The 21,594-nt window shown below is 45.9% G+C and carries 22 protein-coding genes and 1 pseudogene; 7 read left to right on the top strand and 16 right to left on the bottom strand.

Annotated elements, in window-relative coordinates; genetic code table 11:
• Nucleotides 1–4 precede the first annotated feature (4 nt).
• The 4 genes from BQ5809_RS07140 to BQ5809_RS07125 all read right to left on the bottom strand — a co-directional run bounded on the left by BQ5809_RS07140 (nucleotide 5) and on the right by BQ5809_RS07125 (nucleotide 4,135).
• Entirely contained in the window at nucleotides 5–2,086 is a 2,082-nt protein-coding gene (locus BQ5809_RS07140; RefSeq protein WP_003787627.1) for a carbon starvation CstA family protein, read from the bottom strand.
• A gap of 154 nt (nucleotides 2,087–2,240) precedes the next feature.
• Nucleotides 2,241–3,155, bottom strand: a complete 915-nt coding sequence (locus tag BQ5809_RS07135) for a CobW family GTP-binding protein (RefSeq protein WP_003787629.1) — start codon at nucleotides 3,153–3,155, stop codon at nucleotides 2,241–2,243.
• Between the two features lie 35 nt (nucleotides 3,156–3,190).
• Nucleotides 3,191–3,862: an epoxyqueuosine reductase QueH gene (locus BQ5809_RS07130; RefSeq protein ID WP_019389619.1), complete on the bottom strand. Its 672-nt coding sequence runs from the start codon at nucleotides 3,860–3,862 to the stop codon at nucleotides 3,191–3,193.
• A gap of 75 nt (nucleotides 3,863–3,937) precedes the next feature.
• Nucleotides 3,938–4,135, bottom strand: coding sequence for a zinc-finger domain-containing protein (locus tag BQ5809_RS07125; RefSeq protein WP_003787631.1), 198 nt, complete (start codon nucleotides 4,133–4,135; stop codon nucleotides 3,938–3,940).
• A 297-nt stretch (nucleotides 4,136–4,432) separates the two neighbouring features.
• Between BQ5809_RS07125 and rpsU the strand changes: the two genes are divergently transcribed.
• Together rpsU and fabI are read left to right on the top strand one after the other, a co-directional pair.
• Nucleotides 4,433–4,645, top strand: a complete 213-nt coding sequence (rpsU, locus tag BQ5809_RS07120) for a 30S ribosomal protein S21 (RefSeq protein WP_003787633.1) — start codon at nucleotides 4,433–4,435, stop codon at nucleotides 4,643–4,645.
• A 177-nt stretch (nucleotides 4,646–4,822) separates the two neighbouring features.
• Nucleotides 4,823–5,608 (top strand): enoyl-ACP reductase FabI, encoded by a 786-nt coding sequence (gene fabI, locus BQ5809_RS07115; RefSeq protein ID WP_003787635.1) that lies wholly within the window; start codon nucleotides 4,823–4,825, stop codon nucleotides 5,606–5,608.
• Between the two features lie 77 nt (nucleotides 5,609–5,685).
• On the opposite strand, the gene zupT is transcribed toward fabI, so the two are convergent.
• Nucleotides 5,686–6,495: a zinc transporter ZupT gene (zupT, locus tag BQ5809_RS07110; protein WP_003787636.1), complete on the bottom strand. Its 810-nt coding sequence runs from the start codon at nucleotides 6,493–6,495 to the stop codon at nucleotides 5,686–5,688.
• Between the two features lie 160 nt (nucleotides 6,496–6,655).
• Between zupT and rsmA the strand changes: the two genes are divergently transcribed.
• Nucleotides 6,656–7,429: a 16S rRNA (adenine(1518)-N(6)/adenine(1519)-N(6))-dimethyltransferase RsmA gene (gene rsmA / locus BQ5809_RS07105; protein WP_032827795.1), complete on the top strand. Its 774-nt coding sequence runs from the start codon at nucleotides 6,656–6,658 to the stop codon at nucleotides 7,427–7,429.
• Between the two features lie 62 nt (nucleotides 7,430–7,491).
• Nucleotides 7,492–8,220: an amino acid ABC transporter ATP-binding protein gene (locus BQ5809_RS07100; RefSeq protein ID WP_032827796.1), complete on the top strand. Its 729-nt coding sequence runs from the start codon at nucleotides 7,492–7,494 to the stop codon at nucleotides 8,218–8,220.
• Nucleotides 8,221–8,504: 284 nt separating this feature from the next.
• Here the strand turns inward: BQ5809_RS07100 and BQ5809_RS07095 are convergent, their stop codons facing one another.
• The 11 genes and pseudogenes from BQ5809_RS07095 to gatC form a co-directional block, all read right to left on the bottom strand.
• The gene (locus tag BQ5809_RS07095) at nucleotides 8,505–9,674 is read right to left on the bottom strand and encodes a methyltransferase family protein (RefSeq protein ID WP_003787639.1); all 1,170 of its coding nucleotides are present in this window, start codon (nucleotides 9,672–9,674) and stop codon (nucleotides 8,505–8,507) included.
• 102 nt (nucleotides 9,675–9,776) lie between these two features.
• Nucleotides 9,777–10,448 (bottom strand): annotated as a pseudogene (locus BQ5809_RS07090) (IS1595 family transposase).
• 30 nt (nucleotides 10,449–10,478) lie between these two features.
• The gene (locus tag BQ5809_RS07085; protein WP_003787640.1) at nucleotides 10,479–11,027 is read right to left on the bottom strand and encodes a hypothetical protein; all 549 of its coding nucleotides are present in this window, start codon (nucleotides 11,025–11,027) and stop codon (nucleotides 10,479–10,481) included.
• A 3-nt stretch (nucleotides 11,028–11,030) separates the two neighbouring features.
• Complete coding sequence (locus tag BQ5809_RS07080; RefSeq protein WP_230478942.1) at nucleotides 11,031–11,264, bottom strand: hypothetical protein; 234 nt, start codon at nucleotides 11,262–11,264, stop codon at nucleotides 11,031–11,033.
• A gap of 69 nt (nucleotides 11,265–11,333) precedes the next feature.
• A complete protein-coding gene (gene alaS, locus BQ5809_RS07075) occupies nucleotides 11,334–13,955 on the bottom strand; it encodes an alanine--tRNA ligase (RefSeq protein ID WP_032827797.1) in 2,622 nt (873 codons plus the stop codon).
• Between the two features lie 206 nt (nucleotides 13,956–14,161).
• Nucleotides 14,162–14,755, bottom strand: a complete 594-nt coding sequence (locus BQ5809_RS07070) for a hypothetical protein (protein WP_003787645.1) — start codon at nucleotides 14,753–14,755, stop codon at nucleotides 14,162–14,164.
• A gap of 43 nt (nucleotides 14,756–14,798) precedes the next feature.
• Complete coding sequence (gene tilS, locus BQ5809_RS07065; RefSeq protein WP_003787646.1) at nucleotides 14,799–16,076, bottom strand: tRNA lysidine(34) synthetase TilS; 1,278 nt, start codon at nucleotides 16,074–16,076, stop codon at nucleotides 14,799–14,801.
• Nucleotides 16,077–16,078: 2 nt separating this feature from the next.
• Complete coding sequence (locus BQ5809_RS07060) at nucleotides 16,079–16,747, bottom strand: O-methyltransferase (protein WP_003787647.1); 669 nt, start codon at nucleotides 16,745–16,747, stop codon at nucleotides 16,079–16,081.
• Between the two features lie 18 nt (nucleotides 16,748–16,765).
• Nucleotides 16,766–16,954: a DUF3460 family protein gene (locus BQ5809_RS07055; protein ID WP_003787650.1), complete on the bottom strand. Its 189-nt coding sequence runs from the start codon at nucleotides 16,952–16,954 to the stop codon at nucleotides 16,766–16,768.
• Nucleotides 16,955–17,061: 107 nt separating this feature from the next.
• Nucleotides 17,062–18,510 carry an Asp-tRNA(Asn)/Glu-tRNA(Gln) amidotransferase subunit GatA gene (gatA, locus tag BQ5809_RS07050; protein ID WP_003787651.1) on the bottom strand — a complete coding sequence of 483 codons (1,449 nt, stop codon included), beginning with the start codon at nucleotides 18,508–18,510 and terminating at the stop codon, nucleotides 17,062–17,064.
• Nucleotides 18,511–18,668: 158 nt separating this feature from the next.
• Nucleotides 18,669–18,959, bottom strand: coding sequence for an Asp-tRNA(Asn)/Glu-tRNA(Gln) amidotransferase subunit GatC (gatC, locus tag BQ5809_RS07045; protein ID WP_026036285.1), 291 nt, complete (start codon nucleotides 18,957–18,959; stop codon nucleotides 18,669–18,671).
• 187 nt (nucleotides 18,960–19,146) lie between these two features.
• Between gatC and BQ5809_RS07040 the strand changes: the two genes are divergently transcribed.
• The 3 genes from BQ5809_RS07040 to mreD are packed head-to-tail and all read left to right on the top strand — an operon-like array spanning nucleotide 19,147 to nucleotide 21,593.
• The gene (locus tag BQ5809_RS07040; RefSeq protein ID WP_003787655.1) at nucleotides 19,147–20,184 is read left to right on the top strand and encodes a rod shape-determining protein; all 1,038 of its coding nucleotides are present in this window, start codon (nucleotides 19,147–19,149) and stop codon (nucleotides 20,182–20,184) included.
• A 36-nt stretch (nucleotides 20,185–20,220) separates the two neighbouring features.
• Nucleotides 20,221–21,093: a rod shape-determining protein MreC gene (gene mreC, locus BQ5809_RS07035; protein ID WP_003787658.1), complete on the top strand. Its 873-nt coding sequence runs from the start codon at nucleotides 20,221–20,223 to the stop codon at nucleotides 21,091–21,093.
• Nucleotides 21,090–21,593 (top strand): rod shape-determining protein MreD, encoded by a 504-nt coding sequence (gene mreD, locus BQ5809_RS07030; protein ID WP_003787660.1) that lies wholly within the window; start codon nucleotides 21,090–21,092, stop codon nucleotides 21,591–21,593. The genes mreC and mreD overlap by 4 nt, the downstream gene beginning before the upstream one ends.
• Nucleotide 21,594 lies beyond the last annotated feature (1 nt).

The following is a 21,594-nucleotide window of genomic DNA, read 5'->3' as shown; positions in this document are numbered from 1 at the left end:
TTGATTAATTTTCATTGGTCGCGCTCGCTTGTGTGCCATCGCGGAACACGGCTGGGACTTCTTTCGCGGTGCTCCAACCCACTTTACGCGCTTTCAATGCCACGCGAATGCCATAGGTTGCCACGATGACTACCACCGCCATAAACAATGCCGTCAAACCCGAATTGATGTAGTCGTTGAAAATAACGCGCGACATTTCTTCAGCGGTTTTGGCTGGTTTCAAGATTTCGCCTTTGCTCAACGCATCGCTGTATTTGCTGGCGTGTGCCAAGAAGCTGATTTTGGCATCGGAATGGAACAATTTTTGCAAACCAGCGTAACACGTTACAAACAAAACGCCACACGCAGGCACAAGCGTTACCCATACATATTTATCGCGTTTCATTTTTACCAGTACGACAGTACACATAATCAACGCCACACCTGCCAACATTTGGTTTGCGATACCAAACAAAGGCCACAGCGAATTGATGCCACCCAATGGGTCGGTTACGCCTGTGTATAAGAAGTAGCCCCACAATGCCACCGCCATAAATGTAGCGATTAAGTTGGCAGGTAGGCTGTCTGTGTTGCCAAATGGTTTGTAGAACACGCTACCCAAATCTTGAATCATAAAACGTGCCACGCGCGTACCTGCGTCCACCGCCGTCAAAATGAACAAGGCTTCAAACAGCAGCGCGAAGTGATACCAAAACGCCATCATCGCTTCGCCAGGGATTAGCTGGCTCATAATGTGCGCCATGCCGACTGCCAAGGTTGGCGCACCGCCTGCGCGAGACAAAATCGTGTTTTCGCCGACTTCTTTTGCAGTGTGCAGCAAGGTTGCGGCATCAACTGGGAAGCCAAGTTTATTGGTGATTACATCGGCTGCGTGTGCTGCATCTGTGCCGATTAAGGCAGCAGGGCTGTTCATCGCAAAATACACGCCTGGGTCAAGTGAAGCCGCCGCCGCCAATGCCATAATCGCCACGAAACTTTCCATAATCATGCCGCCATAACCAATCATGCGGACATGGGTTTCGTTTTCCACCATTTTAGGCGTTGTGCCAGACGAAATCAGCGCGTGGAAGCCCGATACCGCACCACAAGCAATGGTAATAAACAAAAATGGGAACAAATGACCAGAGAATACAGGGCCAGAGCCGTCAATAAATTTGGTTACATCAGGCATCTGCAAAGTTGGATTCACAATCACAATACCCAATGCCAGCGCAATAATCGTGCCAATTTTTAGGAATGTGGACAAATAGTCGCGCGGCGTCAGCAACAACCACACAGGCAACACAGCAGCCACAAAGCCATAAATCATAATCGCCCAAGTTAATTGAATGCCGTCCAAATCAAACCATTTGCCAAATTCACTGTGTGCCACATCTTCGCCAAACACAATCGCACACATCAACAAAATAAAGCCTACAATGGAAATTTCGCCAATTTTACCTACACGAATGTAGCGTGTGTAAATGCCCATAAACAACGCAATCGGCATGGTTGCAGCAATCGTGAACGTACCCCAAGGGCTGTGTACCAATGCTTTGACAACAATCAATGCTAACACCGCCATGATGATGACCATAATCATCAAAATGCCAATGGACGCAATCACACCTGGGATAACGCCCAATTCTTGTTTTACGATGTCGCCCAAAGACTTACCGTCTCGGCGCATAGACACGAACAACACCATCATGTCTTGTACCGCGCCTGCGAACACCACGCCAAAAATAATCCACAGCGTCCCCGGTAAATAGCCCATTTGCGCTGCCAAAACTGGCCCAACCAACGGGCCTGCACCTGCAATCGCCGCAAAATGGTGTCCGAACAACACGCCTTTGTGCGTTGGTACATAGTCCAAGCCGTCATTGTGGCGTTCGGCTGGTGTTAGGCGGTTTGGGTCAAGCTGCATCACGTTTTTGGCGATGTATAAGCTGTAATAGCGGTACGCCACCGCATACACCGAAATGGCGGCGGTTACCATCCAAATTGCGCTCACTTGTTCGCCGCGGCTAATAGCAAGCGTGGTAAACGATGCCACGCCCACTAAAACCACGATACCCCAAATCAGTATCTGTTTGAGTTTGTCCATGATGATTACACTCCTTGAAGTTGAGATGAATATATCGACTTGTAATAGCGTGTAATATTAACATAATGTTAAAAAATATTGATGCAAATTTACATAAAAAGCAGCCTGCATTTGATGTGATACAAATGCAGGCTGCTTTTTATGTTTATGAATTCTATTCCAACGCTTCTTGTAAACGGCGTTCAATTTCATCGGCATCAAACGATTTGGCGATGAGTTCAAAACGGCTGTCGCGTCGCCACGACACTTGATTTGCGCCCCATTGCCCATCAACCCAGTTGAGCCAAACCCAAGTGTCCATCACTTGAAACACACCTTTTGCGCGTACCAAACCCTCGGTAAATTGGTTTAGATTGTTGAAAAAATGCGTGATTTTTTCGCCGTCAAAATTGCGTCCAGCAGGGAAAGTGAAGCCTTGCGATTGGTAGCCCAATGTGTTTTCGGGCAAGGCTTTAATGCGATAACGCGATTTTTCGGTAACAGGCGTATCCAGCCATTCGAGTTGCAGTTGCGCGTTTTGCACTTCCACAATCAAGGCTTTGGGCGGAAACAGTTTGGCTGCTTGCGTTCTAAATTCGTCCAACTGCTTTGCGCTGCACAAATCAATTTTGCTTGCTACCAACACATCGCACACGCCAATTTGGTCTTTATACAATGGGTTAGCTGAATAATTCGGGTCGATAAATTGGCGCGGGTCAATCAAGGTAAACACGGCGGCAATGTCCAATACATCGCGAAATTCGGGTGCTTTGAGTTCGTCAATTACGCCTGCCGCGTGTGCCAAACCGCTCGCTTCAATCAACAAACGATGCGGTTGATTTTGTTTGAGCATTTGTTTGACTGTTACGCCCATTTGCGCCCCAGCCGTGCAACACAAGCAGCCGCCCGAAATTTCTGCCACAGGAATGCCGTTGTCGGCAAGTACCGGGCCATCAATGCCAATTTCGCCAAATTCATTGACGATAATCAGCCATTGTTCGTCTTGCGGTTTTTGCGCGATTAGGCTGCGAATGGCGGTGGTTTTGCCTGTGCCTAAAAAGCCAGAAAATAGGTGGACTTGGGTTTTCATGTTGATTCTTTCAATCGGAAAAAAGTGCAGGCTGCTTATTCGTCATCATCGCCGTAATATTTCACACCAATTTTAATTGGTTCGCGCCCTTTTTCGCGTCGCCATGCGTTGGTGTCGCGCAAGGAATAGGCGCAACCGCAGTATTCTTGTTGATAAAAATGCTCGCGCTTGCTGATTTCAATCATACGCGCCGAGCCGCCGCCTTTGCGCCAGTTGAAATCCCAATACGCAATATTCGGATATTTGGCAGCGGCGCGATGTCCGCAATCGTTGATTTGATTCATGTCTTTCCAGCGCGAAATGCCCAAGCTGCTGGAAATAACTGGGAAGCCGTGTTCGTGGGCATACAAGGCGGTGCGCTCAAATCGCATATCAAAACACATAGAGCAACGAATGCCGCGCTCGGGTTCGTATTCCATGCCTTTGGCGCGTTCAAACCAGTTGTCCACATCGTAATCCGCGTCAATAAACGGCACGCCGTGTTGTTCGGCAAATTTGATGTTTTCGTTTTTGCGGATTTCGTATTCTTTGAGTGGGTGGATATTGGGATTGTAAAAATAAATTGTGTAGTCAATTTCGCTTGCCAACAAGGCTTCCATCACTTCGCCAGAGCAAGGTGCACAGCAAGAATGCAGCAATAATTTGTCTGCGCCATTGGGCAGAACCAGTTTGGGGCGATTAATTTGGGTTACGCGGGGTGTGTTCATGATTTTATTTTGTTTGATTGAAATAATAGGGTGCAGGCTGCTTTGTATGTTGTTTAAAAGCAGCCTGCACAAAGTTTAATGATGATGACCGATTTCGCCGTCTAAAAAATACGTTGTGCCACAATAAGGACATTGAATTTGGCTGTGCGATTGAATCGGCAAAAATACGCGTGGGTGTCCGTTCCAAGTCTCATTTTTTGGGCCATTGCAATGCAAAGGCAAATCGTGTGGTGTCAGCACAATTAAATCTTGGGTTTTGGTCGTGTGGCTCATGGCGTTATCCTTATCAAAATAATGGCGACATTGTAACGCAAAATAACGAGATTTGACAAAACTCTGCTGCGCTGCGATAATAGCGCCCAATTTTATTTGAATAAGAGTGCAGCCGTTGAATAAACGGCTGTGTTTTTTGCGGTTTGTGCCAAGTGCGGCAGCGACAAATCGTGTGAGTTAGGGGGTGATGTTTATCATCGGGCGCGTGTTGAATGCCCACTTAGTTAAGTAAAATCAACACAAAAACACTTTCTTATTTTCAACATTTTTTATTTAATTTAATAAGGAAACATCAAAATGCCTTCTATCCGTGTAAAAGAAAACGAACCATTTGAAGTGGCGATGCGCCGTTTTAAACGCTCTATCGAAAAAACTGGCTTGCTGACTGAATTGCGTGCGCGTGAAGCGTATGAAAAACCAACCACAGAACGCAAACGCAAAAAAGCGGCTGCGGTTAAACGTTTGCAAAAACGCTTGCGTAGCCAAACTTTGCCACCAAAAATGTACTAATCGTTTTTGTTAAAAGTGCAGGCTGCTTTGAATGGAAAAAGCAGCCTGCATATTTATTTAGCCGCTATTTCGTTTTGAAATACGCGGTTTTTTGTTGGCGTGATAGCGTGTAGTGATAAATAAAAACCGCTATAATGGCGTGGTTTTTGATAAGAATTCTGATAAAAGGAATACAAAATGGCATTTTTACAAGGCAAAAAAATCTTAATCACAGGTATGATTTCTGACCGTTCTATTGCATACGGCATCGCCAAAGCTTGCCACGAACAGGGCGCGGAATTGGCGTTTACGTTTGCGGTGGATAAATTGGAAGACCGCGTGCGTAAATTGGCAGCCGAATTTGGCTCGGAATTGGTGTTCCATTGCGATGTGCAATCTGATGACGAAATCAACCAAGTGTTTGTGGATTTGGGCAAACATTGGGACGGCTTGGACGGTTTGGTACACGCGATTGCGTTCGCGCCTAAAGAAGCATTGAGCGGCGACTTTTTGGACGGTATGTCGCGTGAAGCGTTCCGCGTGGCACACGAAGTATCGGCGTACAGCTTACCTGCATTGGCAAAAGCGGCGCGTCCGATGATGCAGGGTCGCGATGCGTCTATTTTGGCGTTGTCGTATTTGGGTGCGGTGCGTGCCGTTCCAAACTACAACTTAATGGGCATGGCAAAAGCCAGCTTGGAAGCAGGGGTGCGCTTCACGGCTTCATGCTTGGGTAAAGAGGGTATTCGTTGCAATGGTATTTCGGCTGGCCCAATCAAAACGTTGGCGGCGGCTGGCATTGCAGACTTTGGCAAATTGTTGGCACACGTTGCCGCGCAAAATCCGTTGCGCCGCAATGTAACCACCGAAGAAGTGGGCAATGCAGCAGCATTTTTGCTGTCGGATTTGGCATCGGGCATCACAGGCGAAATCACTTATGTGGACGGTGGTTACAGCATCAATGCGTTGAATGATGGCGAATAAGTAAACATCATCAATAAATAAAAGTGCAGGCTGCTTTTGAAGATTGAAAAGCAGCCTGCACTTTTTGTTTACCACGTTTACCAATTAAATAACACCAAACTCAACGCCATAATCGCCATACCTGTTACCAAACCGTACACCGTTTCGTGTCCTTCTGCATAGCGTTTGGCGGCTGGCAATAATTCGTCCAACGCCAAAAACACCATCACGCCAGCGATAACGCCAAACACCGAGCCAAACACTATTGGCGATAAAAATGGTCGCAACGCCACATAGCCCAAAATCGCGCCGAATGGTTCAGCCAAGCCCGATAGCAAACACATCAACACTGTGAACTTTTTGTTTTGCGTGGCAAAATAAACAGGCGCGGCAATGGAAATGCCCTTGGGGATATTGTGTATCGCAATCGCCAACGCCAAAGGCAAGCCAACAGACGGATTTTCCAGCGTAGCAAAAAAGGTTGCCAAGCCCTCGGGAAAGTTGTGCGCGGTAATCGCTAATGCCGCCATTGTGCCGATTCGGGCGATGTGTTGGCGATTTTTTGGCTTGAATTTTTTGTCATTGGGATCAAGCGTTTCGTGCGGATTGGGAATTAAGCGGTCAATCAACATCACCAGAATCACGCCAGCCAAAAACGCAAACGTGGTATAAGCAAAACCCAGTTGTTCGCCAGTAGCCTGCACAAACGCATCGCGCGATTTGCCAAAAATTTCCGTGAGTGACACATACACCATCGCGCCGCCAGCAAACGCCAAACCAAACGCCAACACACGTGGTGACGGCGTTTTGGAAAAAAACACCAACGCGCTGCCCAATACCGTTGCCAGCCCAGCGGCAAAGGTAATACCAAAAGCGGTCAATAGATTGGATAAAGAAATCGCGGTCATAACTTATGCTCAAATAAAAATCATTCTCAAATAATAGCACAAATAATAAAGGCAAATCGTATTATTTGGGTTGATTGAAATAAACAATCGCATTACCAACAAAGCAGCCTGCACATTTTTCGCTTATAATTCGCATAATTTTTTTATGTTGATGAACACCATGACCGAACACAAAGCTCGTAAACGTTTTGGGCAAAATTTCCTACAAGACACGCGCATTATTAGCGATATTGTGAACGCGGTTCGCCCTGTGCCTGATGATATCGTGATTGAAATTGGACCTGGGTTGGCGGCGATTACCGAACCACTCACGCGCAAATTGAATCAATTACACGTTTGCGAAATTGACCGAGACATTATTACTTTTCTGAAAAAACAATCATTTGCAAACAAATTGGTTATTCATGATGGCGATGTTTTGCAGTTTGATTTTCGCAGCATTGCGGGGCGCAAAAAAATTGTTGGCAATCTGCCCTACAATATTTCTACGCCTTTGCTGTTTCGTTTGGCGGAAATTGCTGATGAAGTGATTGATATGCATTTTATGCTGCAAAAAGAAGTGGTTGAGCGCATGGTCGCCACGCCAAAAACCAATGATTACGGGCGATTGAGCGTGATGTTGCAATATTTCTTTGATATGGAAATGTTGATTGAAGTGCCGCCCGAATCGTTTAACCCTGCACCGAAAGTAGATTCTGCTGTGGTTCGCATGATTCCGGTAGAAAATCGGATTGGCAAGGCGGAAAATTTCAAACATTTCAGCGATTTGGTGCGCGATGCGTTTCATCAACGCCGCAAAACCATTCGCAATAATTTAAAAGAAATTGCCAGCGATGACGATTTGCAAGCAGTCGGCATTTTGCCGCAACAACGCGCGGAAGAAATTGCGCCTGACACATATGTGAAATTATCTAATTATTTGGTAAATAAATAATTTTCAGGCTGCCTGAAAACAACGAAAGAAACAAAATGACTGTAACCAATGCAGAAAAAATTATGGTGAGCTTTAAAAATGTTCACAAGCATTTCAAAGATTTACACGTTATCAATGGCGTGAATTTGGATATTAAACAAGGCGAAGTGGTCGTGGTTTGCGGGCCTTCGGGTTCGGGCAAATCGACGTTGATTCGCACCGTAAATCAGTTGGAAGGCATTCAATCGGGCGAAATTTGGGTAGATGGCGTAAACGTAGCCGACCCCAAAACCGATTTAAATAAAATCCGCACCGAAGTCGGCTTTGTGTTCCAACATTTTAATTTGTATCCGCATTTGAGCGTGTTGGACAACATCACGTTGTCGCCCATCAAAGTCAAAGGTATGAGCAAGACGGACGCGGAAAAATTGGCGTTGGAATTGTTGGAAAAAGTCGGCTTGTCGCATAAAAAAGACGCGCTGCCAACGCAATTATCGGGTGGACAACAACAGCGCGTGGCAATTGCGCGTGGTTTGGCAATGCAGCCTGCGGTAATGTTGTTTGATGAACCGACTTCCGCGCTTGACCCAGAAATGGTTGGCGAAGTGCTAAAAGTGATGAAAGATTTGGCGCAATCGGGCATGACGATGATGTGTGTAACGCATGAAATGGGTTTTGCGCGTGAAGTGGCTGACCGCATTATTTTTGTGGACCACGGGCAAATTTTGGAAGACCGTAAACCCGATGAGTTTTTTACCAATCCGAAAACAGAACGCGCGAAACAATTTTTAAGTCAGATTATGTCGCATTGATGGATATCGTAAAAAGCAGCCTGCACTATGTTTAACCAAGTGCAGGCTGCTTTTTCATTTAAAATATAATATAAGGCATATTGCTTAAAAAATATAGTAAATTCAAAATAAAATAGTACAATTCTAATTTTATAGCAACAAAGATGCGTCCAAATCCGCCAGTAGTCTGCATCAACGAGATACTGATGTAGCCTTGCGTGGCTTGGTCTTGGATATGATTGTTTGGTCATCATGAGGTTTTCACATCATTTACCAGCAAAGCAGCCTGCATCTTGCTGATTTTTTTATTTAATAAATGGCAGTTTCAATTTGCGAAATAATCCATGCTTGCTAATGTGTTCGGCATAGGCGCGGTATTCTGGGAACTTCATTAGGTGTCGCTCTTCGCTGCATGCACGCCCATAGTAAACCAAACTAGTACCAAACAATGCAAGCATATTGTGCCACCAATTTGCGCTAAACCATGCCACACCGCAAAAAGGCAAAGTATGCAGCCACCAATACAAATTTTTGGCTACATAGGCTGGGTGTTTGGTGTAGCGATACACGCCCGTATTAACCAATTTTCGCCAGCTTAAATTGGAAAAACCCATACCAAATTCAATGGTTGCCAGCCAATAAATAATCCACAACACATTAATCGCACCAAACATAATCCAGTACACAATGCTATTACTGGGCAAAATGTCAGACCAAATCAAATTATCGGTTTGCTGATGCAGATTGTGCAACAAATCAAAAAGCGGCGGGTAGCACACCAATGCAAATGCCCAGCCCAAAAAATTTCTATCGGTGTCTTTAACTTGGTTGTTGATAAGCGATGAAGTAACCAAATAGCCAAATACACCGATTAGCATATCAATCGAAATACCAATATTAAACAGCAAGAGGCTCAAAGTGACAGGATTGGCAGCAACAGGCGTGCTCAATAATAGGGCTAGATTGTCAATAAATCCGCCATACATATAGGGAATAAAAATCGACTTAACCAATGTTTTGAGCATAAACGATTTGATGATTTCTACATCGATTTTATTTTTATCGACAAACATTGTACCTATTTTGGCATATTCATCTTCTGGATTGGCTAATCTTCTGTCCACAAATGTAATATAAAATGGAGATAACAAAATAATTACAGGTATGATAAATATCATGTCCCCTACAAATGTCATAAACGTTGCTGCATATTCACTCGCCACTTGCATCGCCAAAAATGCCATGCAAACCACACAAACCAACTGCAATACAAAGGCTTTCATTTTTCCTATGATTCGTTGTTTATTAAACGCATTTAATGTGGGCGATAATTTGGCTTGGTTTTGTCTGAACGCGATACCAACCAAAGGAACAAGACAAATCAAAAACCAAATTCTGATGATGTAGTCTTGATTATCAATCCAATCGCTCAGCCATTTGGCATTTGCCCAACCCAATAAAAAACTGATTAGCAAAACAAAAGAAGCTGCCCATGCAGAATTATGAACAGAAAATTTAGAAGAAATTATTCATTGTGGCTGTGCTCGAATGTTAAAAATTGGGGCTGTCCTAGATAACTAGGATAAACTCAATTTCACTAATTGTTTTAAAATAGAACAAGAACTTTTATCTCGCTGCTGTTAAAACGCCATTCGCACTCCTTTAAATATAGCTCAAAATGCTTTTTGGGAATGCCGTTAAACTTGCGTAAATGACGTTTTTGCTTGATTCCAAAAGTGCTCAATTCCGTTGATATGGTTTTGTCGTTCAGCAAAATGTGTGCTGTGATTGATACGAAAACGAAGTTTCAGCGAAGCTAAAATGGCTTTGTCGCTTACATCTAATACATCATAGCTACGATAACAATCCGTATAAACAATGCTGTCAGGTTTCACTTGTTCACGGATAATAGGCAATAAAGTAGCGGTTTGAGTATTCACAGTAACCGTATAAATCTTGCCATTTCGCTTCAAAAGACCGAATACAGCGACTTTTCCAGCAGCACCTCGACCGCGTTTACCTTTTCGTTGTCCACCAAAATAACTTTCATCTGCTTCTACTTCGCCATCAAACATTTCTAAATGATGTGGACTGTTTTGATAAATAAGTAATCGTAAACGATGAAAATAATAGGCTGCGGTATTTTTATTAACACCTACTAACTCTGCTGCTGTTCTTGCGGTTACACCTGCGACAAATAGCTCAATGAGTTTATTTTGTTTATACTGGCTTAGACGACTTTTTTTCATAGGGATAATTCTAACTTAATTTGAATTTCCCTAGTTATCTAGGACAGCCCCTTTTTTAATTTCCCGAAATAACACACGGTAATCTTCATATTGTTCATAAATATGCTGCGTATTCACCGTATCAACAAATTGCCAAAATCTCGGTAACAAAACATCGGGAATTTTTTCCGCTAACGCCAGTTGATAAATCCCCCAACAACAATCCATAAACACATCAAGCAATTCTTCAAAATCGTATTCCGTATCATTCGTTAAAACCACGCCCAAATGTTCCGCGACCAAAATTTTAACCAACGGCGAATAAAGCTGATGTCGGCTATATTTTCGCAAAGTTTTTTTGGCTTTGGCAGAATCCGCGTAATACTCGTCCATCATGCGCGAATAGGTGTAGAAATTTTGCTTCTTTTGCTTTTTGAATGTGGATTCAAATTCTTCAGGCGATTGATATTGCCCGTAGTATTCAAAAATGGCTTCGCGTGTGTCTTTGCTAGATTTTGCCAAATCAATCAATAATTTTCGCAATTCATCTGCACTTTTATTAGCTAATAATTTCGGTAAAGTCGGTCGTGTGGTCGTCATGATTTAATCCAATTTAAATTTCAAAACTGTACCGTTTTCATCACATTCAAATTCAAAAATTTTAACTTGAAAATTGGCACAATAGTAGTCAAATACTTGGTCTTTTAAATAAGGAATACTCTGTTTACTACGAAATACAGTAACATCTTCTCCATTAATCACTTCATTAGAAACGATAATAGAAGAACTAAAACGTGAACTAATACGACTGGCACGTTCTGTTTCAAATACAGGCATTTTCATTCTCCCGAAAAATTCAGGCTGCCTGAAAGTCCATTTTTAAACTTTCAGGCAGCCTTTTTCACATTAAATCAAATTTTTAACAAAAGCTTCCACGCTAGCCAACGTTTCAGGCAGCTTGGCAACATCCGTACCGCCAGCTTGCGCCAAATCAGGACGACCACCACCTTTACCGCCAACTTGTTCCGCCGCGAATTTCACCAAATCGCCCGCTTTCACTTTTGCTGTCAAAGGTTTAGATACACCAACGCACAACGCCACTTTGCCGTCATTCACCGCCGCCAACAACACCACCGCCTTGTCCGACTTACCAGTCAAATCGGTAACGATGTCGCGCAATGCGCCAGCGTCCGCGTCAATTTGCGCCACAACCAAACTTGCCGCGCCCAAATCTTTCGCGTTATCCAACAATTTCGCGCCAGCGTGTACCGCCAATTCCGCTTTTGCGGCTGCCAATGCTTTTTCGGTGGCTTTGGCTTGGGCTGCGTTGGCTTGGATTTTGGTCAATACGTCTTTTTCGGTTTGTGCTTTCACTTCGGCGATGATGTTTTTAATCAAGGTTTCTTGATTTTGTACCAAATCCAACGCCACTAAACCTGTTACCGCTTCCACACGGCGCACACCAGCCGCGATACCGCCCTCGCTGATGATTTTGAACAAACCAATATCGCCCGTCCGCGCAACGTGTGTACCGCCACACAATTCGGTTGAATACTCGCCCATCGTTACCACGCGAACGAAATCGCCGTATTTTTCACCAAACAACATCATCGCGCCCGATTTTTGCGCGTCTTCAATGGACATGGTTTCCACTTTCACAGGCACGTTGGCGATGATTGCCGCGTTTACTTTGCGTTCAATTTGCGCGATTTCATCAGCCGTAATGGCTTGATTATGCGAAATATCAAAGCGCGTTAATTCCGCATTTTGCAGGCTGCCTTTTTGTTCAACGTGTTCGCCCAACACATCGCGTAAGGCTTTGTGCATCAAGTGCGTTACGCTGTGGTTGCGTGTAATGCTGTCGCGGATGGCGTTGTCCACTTCCGCCACAACCGTGTCGCCAATTTTCAGGCTGCCTGAAACAACCGCGCCGAATTGACCTGTAACCGCCGCTTTGATTTTTTGCGTGTCGCGCACTTCAAAGCGATTTGCACCAGCAATAATATTGCCCACATCGCCCACTTGACCGCCACTTTCTGCGTAGAATGGGGTTTGGTCTAACACAACTGCGCCAGTTTCGCCTTCGCGCAATTCATTCACGGCTTCGCTGCCTTTGTATAAGGCGATGATTTTCGCGCTGCCTGAACGGTTGGTGTAACCTGTAAATTCGGTGTCTGCGCCATTGTAATCCAGTTGCGTATTGGCTTTGAAATTTTGTGCTGAACGAGCGCGAGCGCGTTGGGCTTCCATTTCGCGATTGAAGCCGTCTTCGTCCATTTCCACATCGCGTTCACGGCAGATGTCGGCTGTCAAATCGTATGGGAAACCGTAAGTATCATACAATTTGAAAATCACTTCGCCTGATAATGTTTGAGTGCTTGTGTTTAAAGCGTTTTCCAATAAACCCATGCCTTTTTCTAACGTTTCGGCAAAACGGGTTTCTTCGTTTTTCAGCGCGTCCATGATTTGCGCTTGTTTTTCTTTCAATTCAGGGTAAGCGTCGCCCATTTCTTTAACCAAATCAGGCACTAATTTATGAAAAAACGCGCCTTTTTGACCCAATTTATAACCATGTCGCACCGCACGGCGAATAATGCGGCGCAACACATAACCGCGCCCTTCATTTGACGGCAACACACCGTCCGCAATCAAAAACGAACACGCACGAATGTGGTCGGCAATCACTTTCAAGCTCGGCACGTCCATGCTAAACGCCACGCCAGTCTCACGCGCCGCCGCTTTCACCAAATTTTGAAACAAATCAATTTCATAGTTGCTGTGAACGTGTTGTAATACCGCCGCCATACGCTCCAAGCCCATGCCCGTATCTACGGACGGTTTTGGCAACGGATTCATATTGCCTTGCTCGTCGCGGTTGAATTGCATAAACACGTTATTCCAAATTTCAATCCAACGGTCGCCATCTTCTTCTGCGCTGCCTGGAATGCCACCCCAAATTTCTTCGCCGTGGTCGTAGAAAATTTCGGTGCAAGGACCGCAAGGACCTGTGTCGCCCATTTGCCAGAAGTTATCGGACGCGTATTTCGCGCCTTTGTTGTCGCCAATGCGGACAATGCGCTCGGCTGGAATGCCGATTTCGTTGTGCCAAATGTTGTAGGCTTCGTCGTCTTCCGCGTACACGGTTACGAGCAATTTTTCTTTTGGAATGTTCAACCATTCTGGTGATGTCAAAAATTCCCAAGCGTAATGAATGGCTTGTTGTTTGAAATAATCACCGAATGAGAAGTTACCCAACATTTCAAAGAATGTGTGGTGGCGAGCGGTGTAGCCCACGTTTTCCAAGTCGTTGTGTTTGCCGCCTGCGCGTACGCATTTTTGGGCGGTGGTGGCGCGGTTGTAGGCGCGTTTGTCAAAGCCGAGAAACACGTCTTTAAATTGGTTCATGCCTGCGTTGGTAAACAGCAAAGTTGGGTCTTCGTGCGGCACAAGGCTAGACGAACGGACGATTTGGTGTCCTTTGCTTTCAAAAAATTGTAAATATTTTTGGCGTAGTTCAGATGTTTTCATGGTGTTTTGTCTATCAAATAAAAAGGGGAAAGGGAAAAGTGCAGGCTGCTTTTTTTTGCGAAAACGATTATCTGCCGTCATTCCTGCGTAGGCAGGAATCCAACGCACTATTTTTAAATAACAGAATATTATTCTGATAACTGAATGGGTTAGATAGATTCCCACCTGCGCGGGAATGACGGCAATGCGTAAGTGCAGGCTGCTTTTTATTGTGCAATTTGGTATTTTTTCAACAAATCTGCATAAGCCTTATCTGCGGCTTCTTGCGCGGCTGGCAGCGTGTCCATATTCGCGGTAATGGCTTGCACTTCGCTTTGTTTGCCTTGCTGTATCAATTCTGCTGCATTGATTTGTGCTTCGCTGGCTTCGGCAAACAAGGTCATATATTTTGCAAACAAATCGCGTGTTTGCACAACTTCGGCATCAGCTAACGGCAACTTTTGCAAATCTTGTGCGGCTTGGCGAATGGCAGCGGCTTCGGCGCGGATAATTTCTATTGTTTGCGCGGTGCTGGGCTGCATTGTGGTTTTGCGGATTTCGACCACACGTTGCGCGGCTTCGTCTTTGAAGCGTTCAATCGCATCGTGCAGCTGTTTCGCTTGCTCGGCAGGGCTGGCAGTTACAACGGGTGTGGCTGCTGCGCTGGCGGTGCTTGTTTGGGCAACTGGCTCGCTGGCAACGGCTGGGCTGCTGGCTGGTGCAGATGCTTCGGTTTTTTGTGGACTAGCTGGCGGTGTGTCGGAACACGCGCTCAATGCCAATAAAGATAAGGTGGTTAGGGTAATTAAATGTGCTTTCATGATTGAATAAATGGGTTTTTAAGGTGGCGTATCTTACTGGAATTTATGCCATAAATCTATGCAATTCATCACATTGCAGTCGCGCATCGCCCAGCTCGCTGCTGCTGCGAATATTGGCAACGGCAACACATTGCCCCGCTTCGTTGCAAGCAATCGCCCAAAGCGGTCGTGCAAATGGCGGAACGTGTTTTTCTTGCAACAAGCGGAACACGTTTTTGCGCCCGATTGATGTGTGTAGCACGTCATCGCGTGTGGCAGCACGATAGTGCAGGCTGCTTGCGTGTTCGGGCGGATTATGCCAACGCAGTTCGTTGGGTAGATTGGTTTGCGTGCGGTGCAACCATGTCCAGCTTGCGCCCAAATCGTGCGGAATGGCAAACAAATAATCGCGATACAATACCGCTCGTCCGCGTGGCAACGTCCATTCGCCCGATTGTGCATGGCGCAGTTGTTGGGCAAATTGGTGCAGGCTGCTTTTGCTGGGTGCGCCCAGTTCGTTGCGTTGTGCGAATTGGTGTAGCATTTGATGTTGTCGCGCTGGACTTAATGTTTGCCATAAGCGTTGAGAAAACAAGGCATTATGCTGAATGCGTTGCCAATCTTCGGCGATGATTTCGTCTAGCAGGGCGCGTTCTTCTTGCAGCGTGGCGATGCTGTGTAGCAGGTGTTGCGCGTGTGCAGGCTGCTTTTGCACGATGCTGGGCAGCAAATGCAGGCGCACCCAGTTACGCAAAAAATTGGGATTGTCGTTGCTGTTGTCGTACACAAAATCCAGTTGATTTTGCTGTGCGTATTGCACGATTTGTTCGCGTGTAAACGGTAACAAGGGGCGCAACAAAGTCAAGCAGCCTGCACGATTTTCGCGTGGCAAATCGCGCATTTTGGGCATGGCAGACAAGGCACGTAGGCTGCCTCCGCGCAATGCAGCAAGCCAAAACGTTTCGATTTGGTCGTTTTGATGATGTGCCAGCGCAATGAAATCGGCATTTTGTTGGGCGAAGATTTGATAACGCGCTTGTCGGGCGGCAGCTTCAATCCCCAAGCCGTTTGTTTGTATGCGAACCGATTGTGCGGTAAACGGAATATGCAGGCTGCTGGCGTAATCCGCGCAAAATGCTTGCCATTGGTCTGCTTGCGCGTTTAAGCCGTGATGAATGTGTAGTGCAGATAAGCTGGTAAGTTGCAGGCTGCTTTGGGCTTGCGCGAACAAATGCAGCAACACCACCGAATCTACGCCGCCGCTTAATGCGACACAAACGTGTTTGCCGCGCAAATCGGGCAACTGCGCGGCAAATAAATCAACAGATAAACCATGTTTCATGATTATTTTTTGCGGACTAGGGTTAAGCCATCACCCAAAGGCAGGGTTAAAGGCACAATGCGTGAATCGTGGGGCAGGCTGGCATTGAAATCACGCAAAATCGCATGGCTGGCTGGGCTGTGCGCCGAAGCAGCCTGCACAATGCGTCCACCCAACAATAAATTGTCTATCGCGATAATGCCGCCCGAACGCACCAGCTGCAACGCACGTTCAAAATAATGTGGCGTGGGCGGTTTGTCGGCATCAATAAACGCCATGTCGTAGCTATTGTTTTCGCCTGCTGCGATGAGTTCGTCCATCGTGATGAGTGCAGGCTGCAAGTGCAAAGTGATTTTGTGCGACACGCCTGCGTTGCACCAATGCTGTTGCGCTTCATCGGTGAAGGTTACGTTGATGTCGCAACAAGTGAGCCGCGCGTCATCGGGCAACGCCAACGCCATTGCGGTGCTGCTATACCCTGTGAACACGCCCACTTCCAAATATTTGCGAACGCCCAAAAGTTGCGCCAACCAAGTCAGCAGCGCGGATTGTTCGGGCGCAATCGCCATTTTACCCAAGCGATGCTGTGCCGTTTGAGCGCGAATTTGCGCCAACACAGGTGATTCGGTCGCACTGATTTGGCGCAAATAATCCAGCAATTCGGGCGTGAAGTTTGTGGCTTGAACCGTCATGTGCAGGCTGCTTTGGGATTAGTCGGGTTGGTAGGCGTAGGGTTTTTTTGGTAATTTTGCCGCTTCAAAGCCTGCTTGTTCTTCGGGATTGAGTTCCACGTCCCACAACAAATTGCGGTTGTTTAAGCGTTTGGCTTCTTCTTCGGGGTGTTGTTTTAAGTATTCATTTAAAAATTGCGTGGTATCGGATTGGTATTTGTCGTACATGGTGGTGTTCCTTGTGTTGGGAAAATGGGATTATATAAAATTTGTGGGAGAATGTGCAGGCTGGTTTTTTGGGGGATAAAAGCAGCCTGCACTTTTAATCAACGCATTTACACTGGCGTTTTCGTATGCCAATCGCTATTCAACTGCATTTGATGCGCTGTGCCCAAAATCTTCGCTTCGCTGAAATAATTGCCAATCAACTGAACGCCAATCGGCAAACCGTCCGCGCCCATGCCTGCTGGCAAACTCAACGCTGGCAAACCAGCCAAATTCACCGCAATCGTATAAATATCAGACAAATACGCTTGAACAGGGTCTTGATTTAAACTGTTCAACGCAGGCGCAGCAGTCGGCGCATTCGGCGCTAAAATCACATCACATTTCGCAAAGGCAGCCTGAAAATCATTCGCCACCAAACGGCGCAATTTCTGCGCTTTCAAATAGTAAGCGTCATAATAACCGTGCGACAACACATAAGTGCCAATCATAATGCGGCGTTTCACTTCGCTGCCAAAACCTTCGGTGCGCGTGTTGCTGTACATCTCGTCCAAATTGCCGAACTGCGCGGCGCGGTGTCCGTAGCGAACGCCGTCATAGCGCGACAAATTCGTACTCGCTTCCGCCGAAGTCAACACATAATAAGCTGGAATAGACAATTCCGTTTGCGGCAACGACACTTCCACCAATTCCGCTCCTTGTTGTTGCAACAGCGTTTTCGCGTTTTCCAAAGCAGCCTGCACGTCCGCGCTGTTGTTATTCGTGAAATATTCTTTTGGCAGACCGACTTTCAAACCTTTAAGCGGTTGATTTAAATCGCGTGTGTAATCTTCGCGCTCGCGTTCTAAACTGGTGGAATCGCGTTCATCAAAACTTGCCATTTGGTTCAACAAAATCGCGCAATCTTCCGCGGTTTGCGCCATTGGACCAGCTTGGTCAAAACTTGAAGCGTAGGCAATCATACCGAAACGCGACACCATGCCATAAGTCGGTTTCAAGCCCGTAATGCCGCAATGTGAAGCAGGTTGGCGGATTGAGCCGCCCGTGTCCGAACCCAACGCAACAGGGGCTAAACGTGCACCCACCACCGCCGCCGAACCGCCCGAAGAGCCGCCCGCAACGTGTCCGTGATTAAACGGATTGTGAACCGCGCCATAGAATGAATTTTCGTTGGTTGAACCCATCGCAAATTCGTCCATATTGGTGCGACCGAGCGTTACCATGCCCACGTCCAACAGGTTTTGCACCACAGTTGCGGTGTAGGGCGCGATGAAATTGTCCAACATTTTGGACGCGCAAGCGGTGCGCCAACCTGTTTGACAGAAAATGTCTTTGAATGCGACTGGTACGCCTGTTAATGCGTGGGCGTTGCCTGCGGCGATTTTGGCATCGGCGGCTTCGGCTTCGGCTAGGGTTTTGTCGCGTTCTAATGTGATGTAGCCGTTGATGGTGGCGTTTTGCGCGTCAATGGCGTTTAGGTATTCGGTTGCCAATTCTACGGCAGAGATTTGTTTGGTTTGCAGCAATTCGCTGGCTTGTTTTAGGGTGTAAGTTGGCATTGTTTTCTTTCTGTTTTTTGACAATAATTTGAATAGAACGATTGTAGGTCGGGGTTTGACCCCGACATTTTCCAAATTCAATGATATTTACGGAGAAAATGTTAGAGGCAAGACCTCAACCTACGTTTGACGTTCAAAAAGCAGTCTGCACTTGGCACTTATTCGCCAATCACTTGCGGCACAATATACAAGCGATTTTTTACTTCGGGCGCAACGGCTTGGTATTCAGCGGCGTGGTCGGTTTCGGTAACCGCATCATCGCGCAAACGCAAGGCAACTTCGTGTGGGTGGGTCAGTGGCTCTACGCCTGTGGTATCTACGGCTTGCATTTTTTCTACTAGCTCAAAAATGGAATTGAGTTTGTCCAACGTGGCTTGTTTTTCGGTTTCGTTTAAGGCAAGGCGTGAAAGTTGGGCAATTTTTTCTACATCGTTCATGGTTAAAGACATGGTTAAATCCTTTAAATTTAATTTTGCAATGGCTTGATTTAGGGTATCATTGCGCGTTATTTTATCCGCAAATTGCGTGATTATAACCGAAAAAAGATTCATAAGCATGATGATTTTGCAGGCTGCTTGCTAAGATTATCATGCTTTACTAGTTGTTTATATTTAATATTTTATTCAGGATTTTGACATGTTTGATTTTTTGACTCGCTATTTTTCTAATGATATCGCGATTGATTTAGGCACTGCCAACACATTAATTTATATCAAAAGCAAAGGCATTGTGCTGGACGAGCCATCTGTGGTTGCTGTGCAAACGGACCAATATGGCAAAAACGATACGTTAGCAGTGGGTGCAGATGCAAAAAAAATGTTAGGTCGTACACCAAGTGGTATTCAAGCAATTCGTCCTTTAAAAGATGGCGTGATTGCAGACTTTTATATCACAGGCAAAATGCTCAAAGAATTTATCCGCAAAGTAAACAACAGCAAATGGGCGGCGTCGCCACGCATTGTGATTTGTGTACCTTGTGGCGCAACGCAAGTAGAACGCAAAGCGATTCGCGACTCTGCCAAAGAAGCGAACGCGTCAGAAGTATATTTGATTGAAGAGCCTATGGCAGCGGCGATTGGTGCAGGCTTGCCAGTTGATGAGCCAACGGGTTCGATGGTGGTGGATATTGGCGGTGGCACAACCGAAGTGGGCGTGATTTCTTTGTCGGGCGTGGTGTATTCACACTCTATTCGCATTGGTGGCGATACCTTTGACGAAGCGATTATTCAATATGTGCGCCGTAACTATGGCATGGTCATTGGCGAAGCGACTGCGGAAGAAATCAAAAAACGCATTGGCTCGGCGTTCCCAAGCACCGAAGTAACCGAAATGGAAGTGAAAGGTCGCAATTTGGCAGAAGGTATTCCACGCGCGTTTACCATTACATCAAACGAAGTATTGGAAGCCTTGGCAGACCCATTGAGCCAAATCGTGCAGGCGGTTCGCAATGCTTTGGAGCAAACACCACCCGAATTGGGTGCGGACATTGCCGAACGTGGTATGGTTTTGACTGGCGGCGGTGCATTGCTCAAAGGGATTGACCGCTTGCTTGCCGAAGAAACAGGCTTGCCTGTTTTGATTGCAGAAGATGCTTTAACTTGCGTGGTGCGCGGTTCAGGTCGTGCGCTGGATATGATTGGTAAATTGAATTCGGTATTTGTGAATAATCTTTAATATTAAGGTGCAGGCTGCTTTTGCACGAGAAACATTATGTCTGACCATTCTTTGTCGTTTTCCAAAAAAGGTATTAGCTCCGCCAACAAACTGATTTGTTTGTCATTGGTGGCGATTGCCTTGTTGATGCTCGATAGCCGTTATGCGGCGGTACAAAATGCCAAGCGATATGTCGCTACGGCTTTGTATCCGCTGCAATGGCTCGCCAATCAACCGATTGAATGGTACGAATACAGCAGCGCATTGTTTCAATCGCAAAATTATTTATTGGCTGAAAATCAACGCTTGACTTTGGAAAACACGCAATTAAAAATGCGAACACGTCAGGCAGAAATTCAGTTGCGCGAATTAAACGATGTTAAGTCTTTGTTATCGTTAAAACAAAAAGCATTAAGCGATGGTTTAGCAGCCGAAGTCATCTCCAATGGTCGCGAGCCTGTGGGCAGCCGATTGGTGATTAACAAGGGCAGCAATCATCACATTCAAGTGGGCGATGCGGTGGTGGACGATGCAGGTTTGATTGGACAAGTGAGCCAAGTCCATCCAATTTCTGCCGAAATTAGCCCTTTAACCGATGGCAGCCTAACCATTCCAGTGATGGTGATGCGTACAGGTATGCGAACTTTGGTGTATGGCGGCAGTGGCAGCTTAACTTTGCGCTATTTCCCAACCGATTCCGATTTGCAGCCCAATGATGTTTTAATCACATCGGGCTTGGATAGCATTTATCCTGCGGGGATTCCTGTGGCGCGTGTGATGCAAACCAGCCGCAATGCAGGTACGCCGTTTTATCGTGTGCAGCTTGAACCTATTGCTGCCTTGCATCGCAGCAAATTTGTTTTAATCTTACCGCAACAACCTGTGCAGGCTGCTTCTGCGCCTGTATCTGCACCGATTACCACGCCATGATTGAATCCGAAAATTTTTACAGTAGAATACCAAAGCATCTGATTTATATTAGCTTTGCTATTGCGATGCTTTTGGACTTTATTCCTTTATCGAGCGATTTGTTTCATTGGTTACCCGAATTTACTGCCATGATGTTGATGTATTGGCTGATTAATCGCCCACAAAGTGTAGATATTGGCACAGCATTTTTATTAGGACTATTAACCGATATTGGTGTAGCTGCGCCTCTGGGGCAGCATGCGTTGTCTTATATGTTTTCTGCCTATTTGATTATTCGCAATCGCCGTCAAATTGTGCTGCACAATTATGGTATACAAGCCGTTGTGGTTTTTGTTGCTCTGTTGTGCAACGAAGTGGTTTTGACGTTGGTGCGTTTGCGTTTTACTCATCATTTTTCTGACTGGTTGGTGTTCTTATCTCCGCTTGTGGGTGCATTGTTGTGGCCGCTGCTCAACAAAATCATGGTTTCCATTTTGAACTTCCGTTATCTACGTCGTTAAT

The sequence above is a fragment of the Kingella kingae ATCC 23330 genome, from assembly GCF_900111845.1.
Taxonomy (GTDB): domain Bacteria; phylum Pseudomonadota; class Gammaproteobacteria; order Burkholderiales; family Neisseriaceae; genus Kingella; species Kingella kingae.
This window is presented reverse-complemented; position numbering and strand designations above follow the sequence as displayed.

Coding starts and splice junctions, on each gene's coding strand:
- BQ5809_RS07140 (WP_003787627.1), bottom strand. CDS start 2,086: ATGGACAAACTCAAACAGATACTGATTTGGGGTATCGTGGTTTTAGTG.
- BQ5809_RS07135 (WP_003787629.1), bottom strand. CDS start 3,155: ATGAAAACCCAAGTCCACCTATTTTCTGGCTTTTTAGGCACAGGCAAA.
- BQ5809_RS07130 (WP_019389619.1), bottom strand. CDS start 3,862: ATGAACACACCCCGCGTAACCCAAATTAATCGCCCCAAACTGGTTCTG.
- BQ5809_RS07125 (WP_003787631.1), bottom strand. CDS start 4,135: ATGAGCCACACGACCAAAACCCAAGATTTAATTGTGCTGACACCACAC.
- rpsU (WP_003787633.1), top strand. CDS start 4,433: ATGCCTTCTATCCGTGTAAAAGAAAACGAACCATTTGAAGTGGCGATG.
- fabI (WP_003787635.1), top strand. CDS start 4,823: ATGGCATTTTTACAAGGCAAAAAAATCTTAATCACAGGTATGATTTCT.
- zupT (WP_003787636.1), bottom strand. CDS start 6,495: ATGACCGCGATTTCTTTATCCAATCTATTGACCGCTTTTGGTATTACC.
- rsmA (WP_032827795.1), top strand. CDS start 6,656: ATGACCGAACACAAAGCTCGTAAACGTTTTGGGCAAAATTTCCTACAA.
- BQ5809_RS07100 (WP_032827796.1), top strand. CDS start 7,492: ATGGTGAGCTTTAAAAATGTTCACAAGCATTTCAAAGATTTACACGTT.
- BQ5809_RS07085 (WP_003787640.1), bottom strand. CDS start 11,027: ATGACGACCACACGACCGACTTTACCGAAATTATTAGCTAATAAAAGT.
- BQ5809_RS07080 (WP_230478942.1), bottom strand. CDS start 11,264: ATGCCTGTATTTGAAACAGAACGTGCCAGTCGTATTAGTTCACGTTTT.
- alaS (WP_032827797.1), bottom strand. CDS start 13,955: ATGAAAACATCTGAACTACGCCAAAAATATTTACAATTTTTTGAAAGC.
- BQ5809_RS07070 (WP_003787645.1), bottom strand. CDS start 14,755: ATGAAAGCACATTTAATTACCCTAACCACCTTATCTTTATTGGCATTG.
- tilS (WP_003787646.1), bottom strand. CDS start 16,076: ATGAAACATGGTTTATCTGTTGATTTATTTGCCGCGCAGTTGCCCGAT.
- BQ5809_RS07060 (WP_003787647.1), bottom strand. CDS start 16,747: ATGACGGTTCAAGCCACAAACTTCACGCCCGAATTGCTGGATTATTTG.
- BQ5809_RS07055 (WP_003787650.1), bottom strand. CDS start 16,954: ATGTACGACAAATACCAATCCGATACCACGCAATTTTTAAATGAATAC.
- gatA (WP_003787651.1), bottom strand. CDS start 18,510: ATGCCAACTTACACCCTAAAACAAGCCAGCGAATTGCTGCAAACCAAA.
- gatC (WP_026036285.1), bottom strand. CDS start 18,959: ATGTCTTTAACCATGAACGATGTAGAAAAAATTGCCCAACTTTCACGC.
- BQ5809_RS07040 (WP_003787655.1), top strand. CDS start 19,147: ATGTTTGATTTTTTGACTCGCTATTTTTCTAATGATATCGCGATTGAT.
- mreC (WP_003787658.1), top strand. CDS start 20,221: ATGTCTGACCATTCTTTGTCGTTTTCCAAAAAAGGTATTAGCTCCGCC.
- mreD (WP_003787660.1), top strand. CDS start 21,090: ATGATTGAATCCGAAAATTTTTACAGTAGAATACCAAAGCATCTGATT.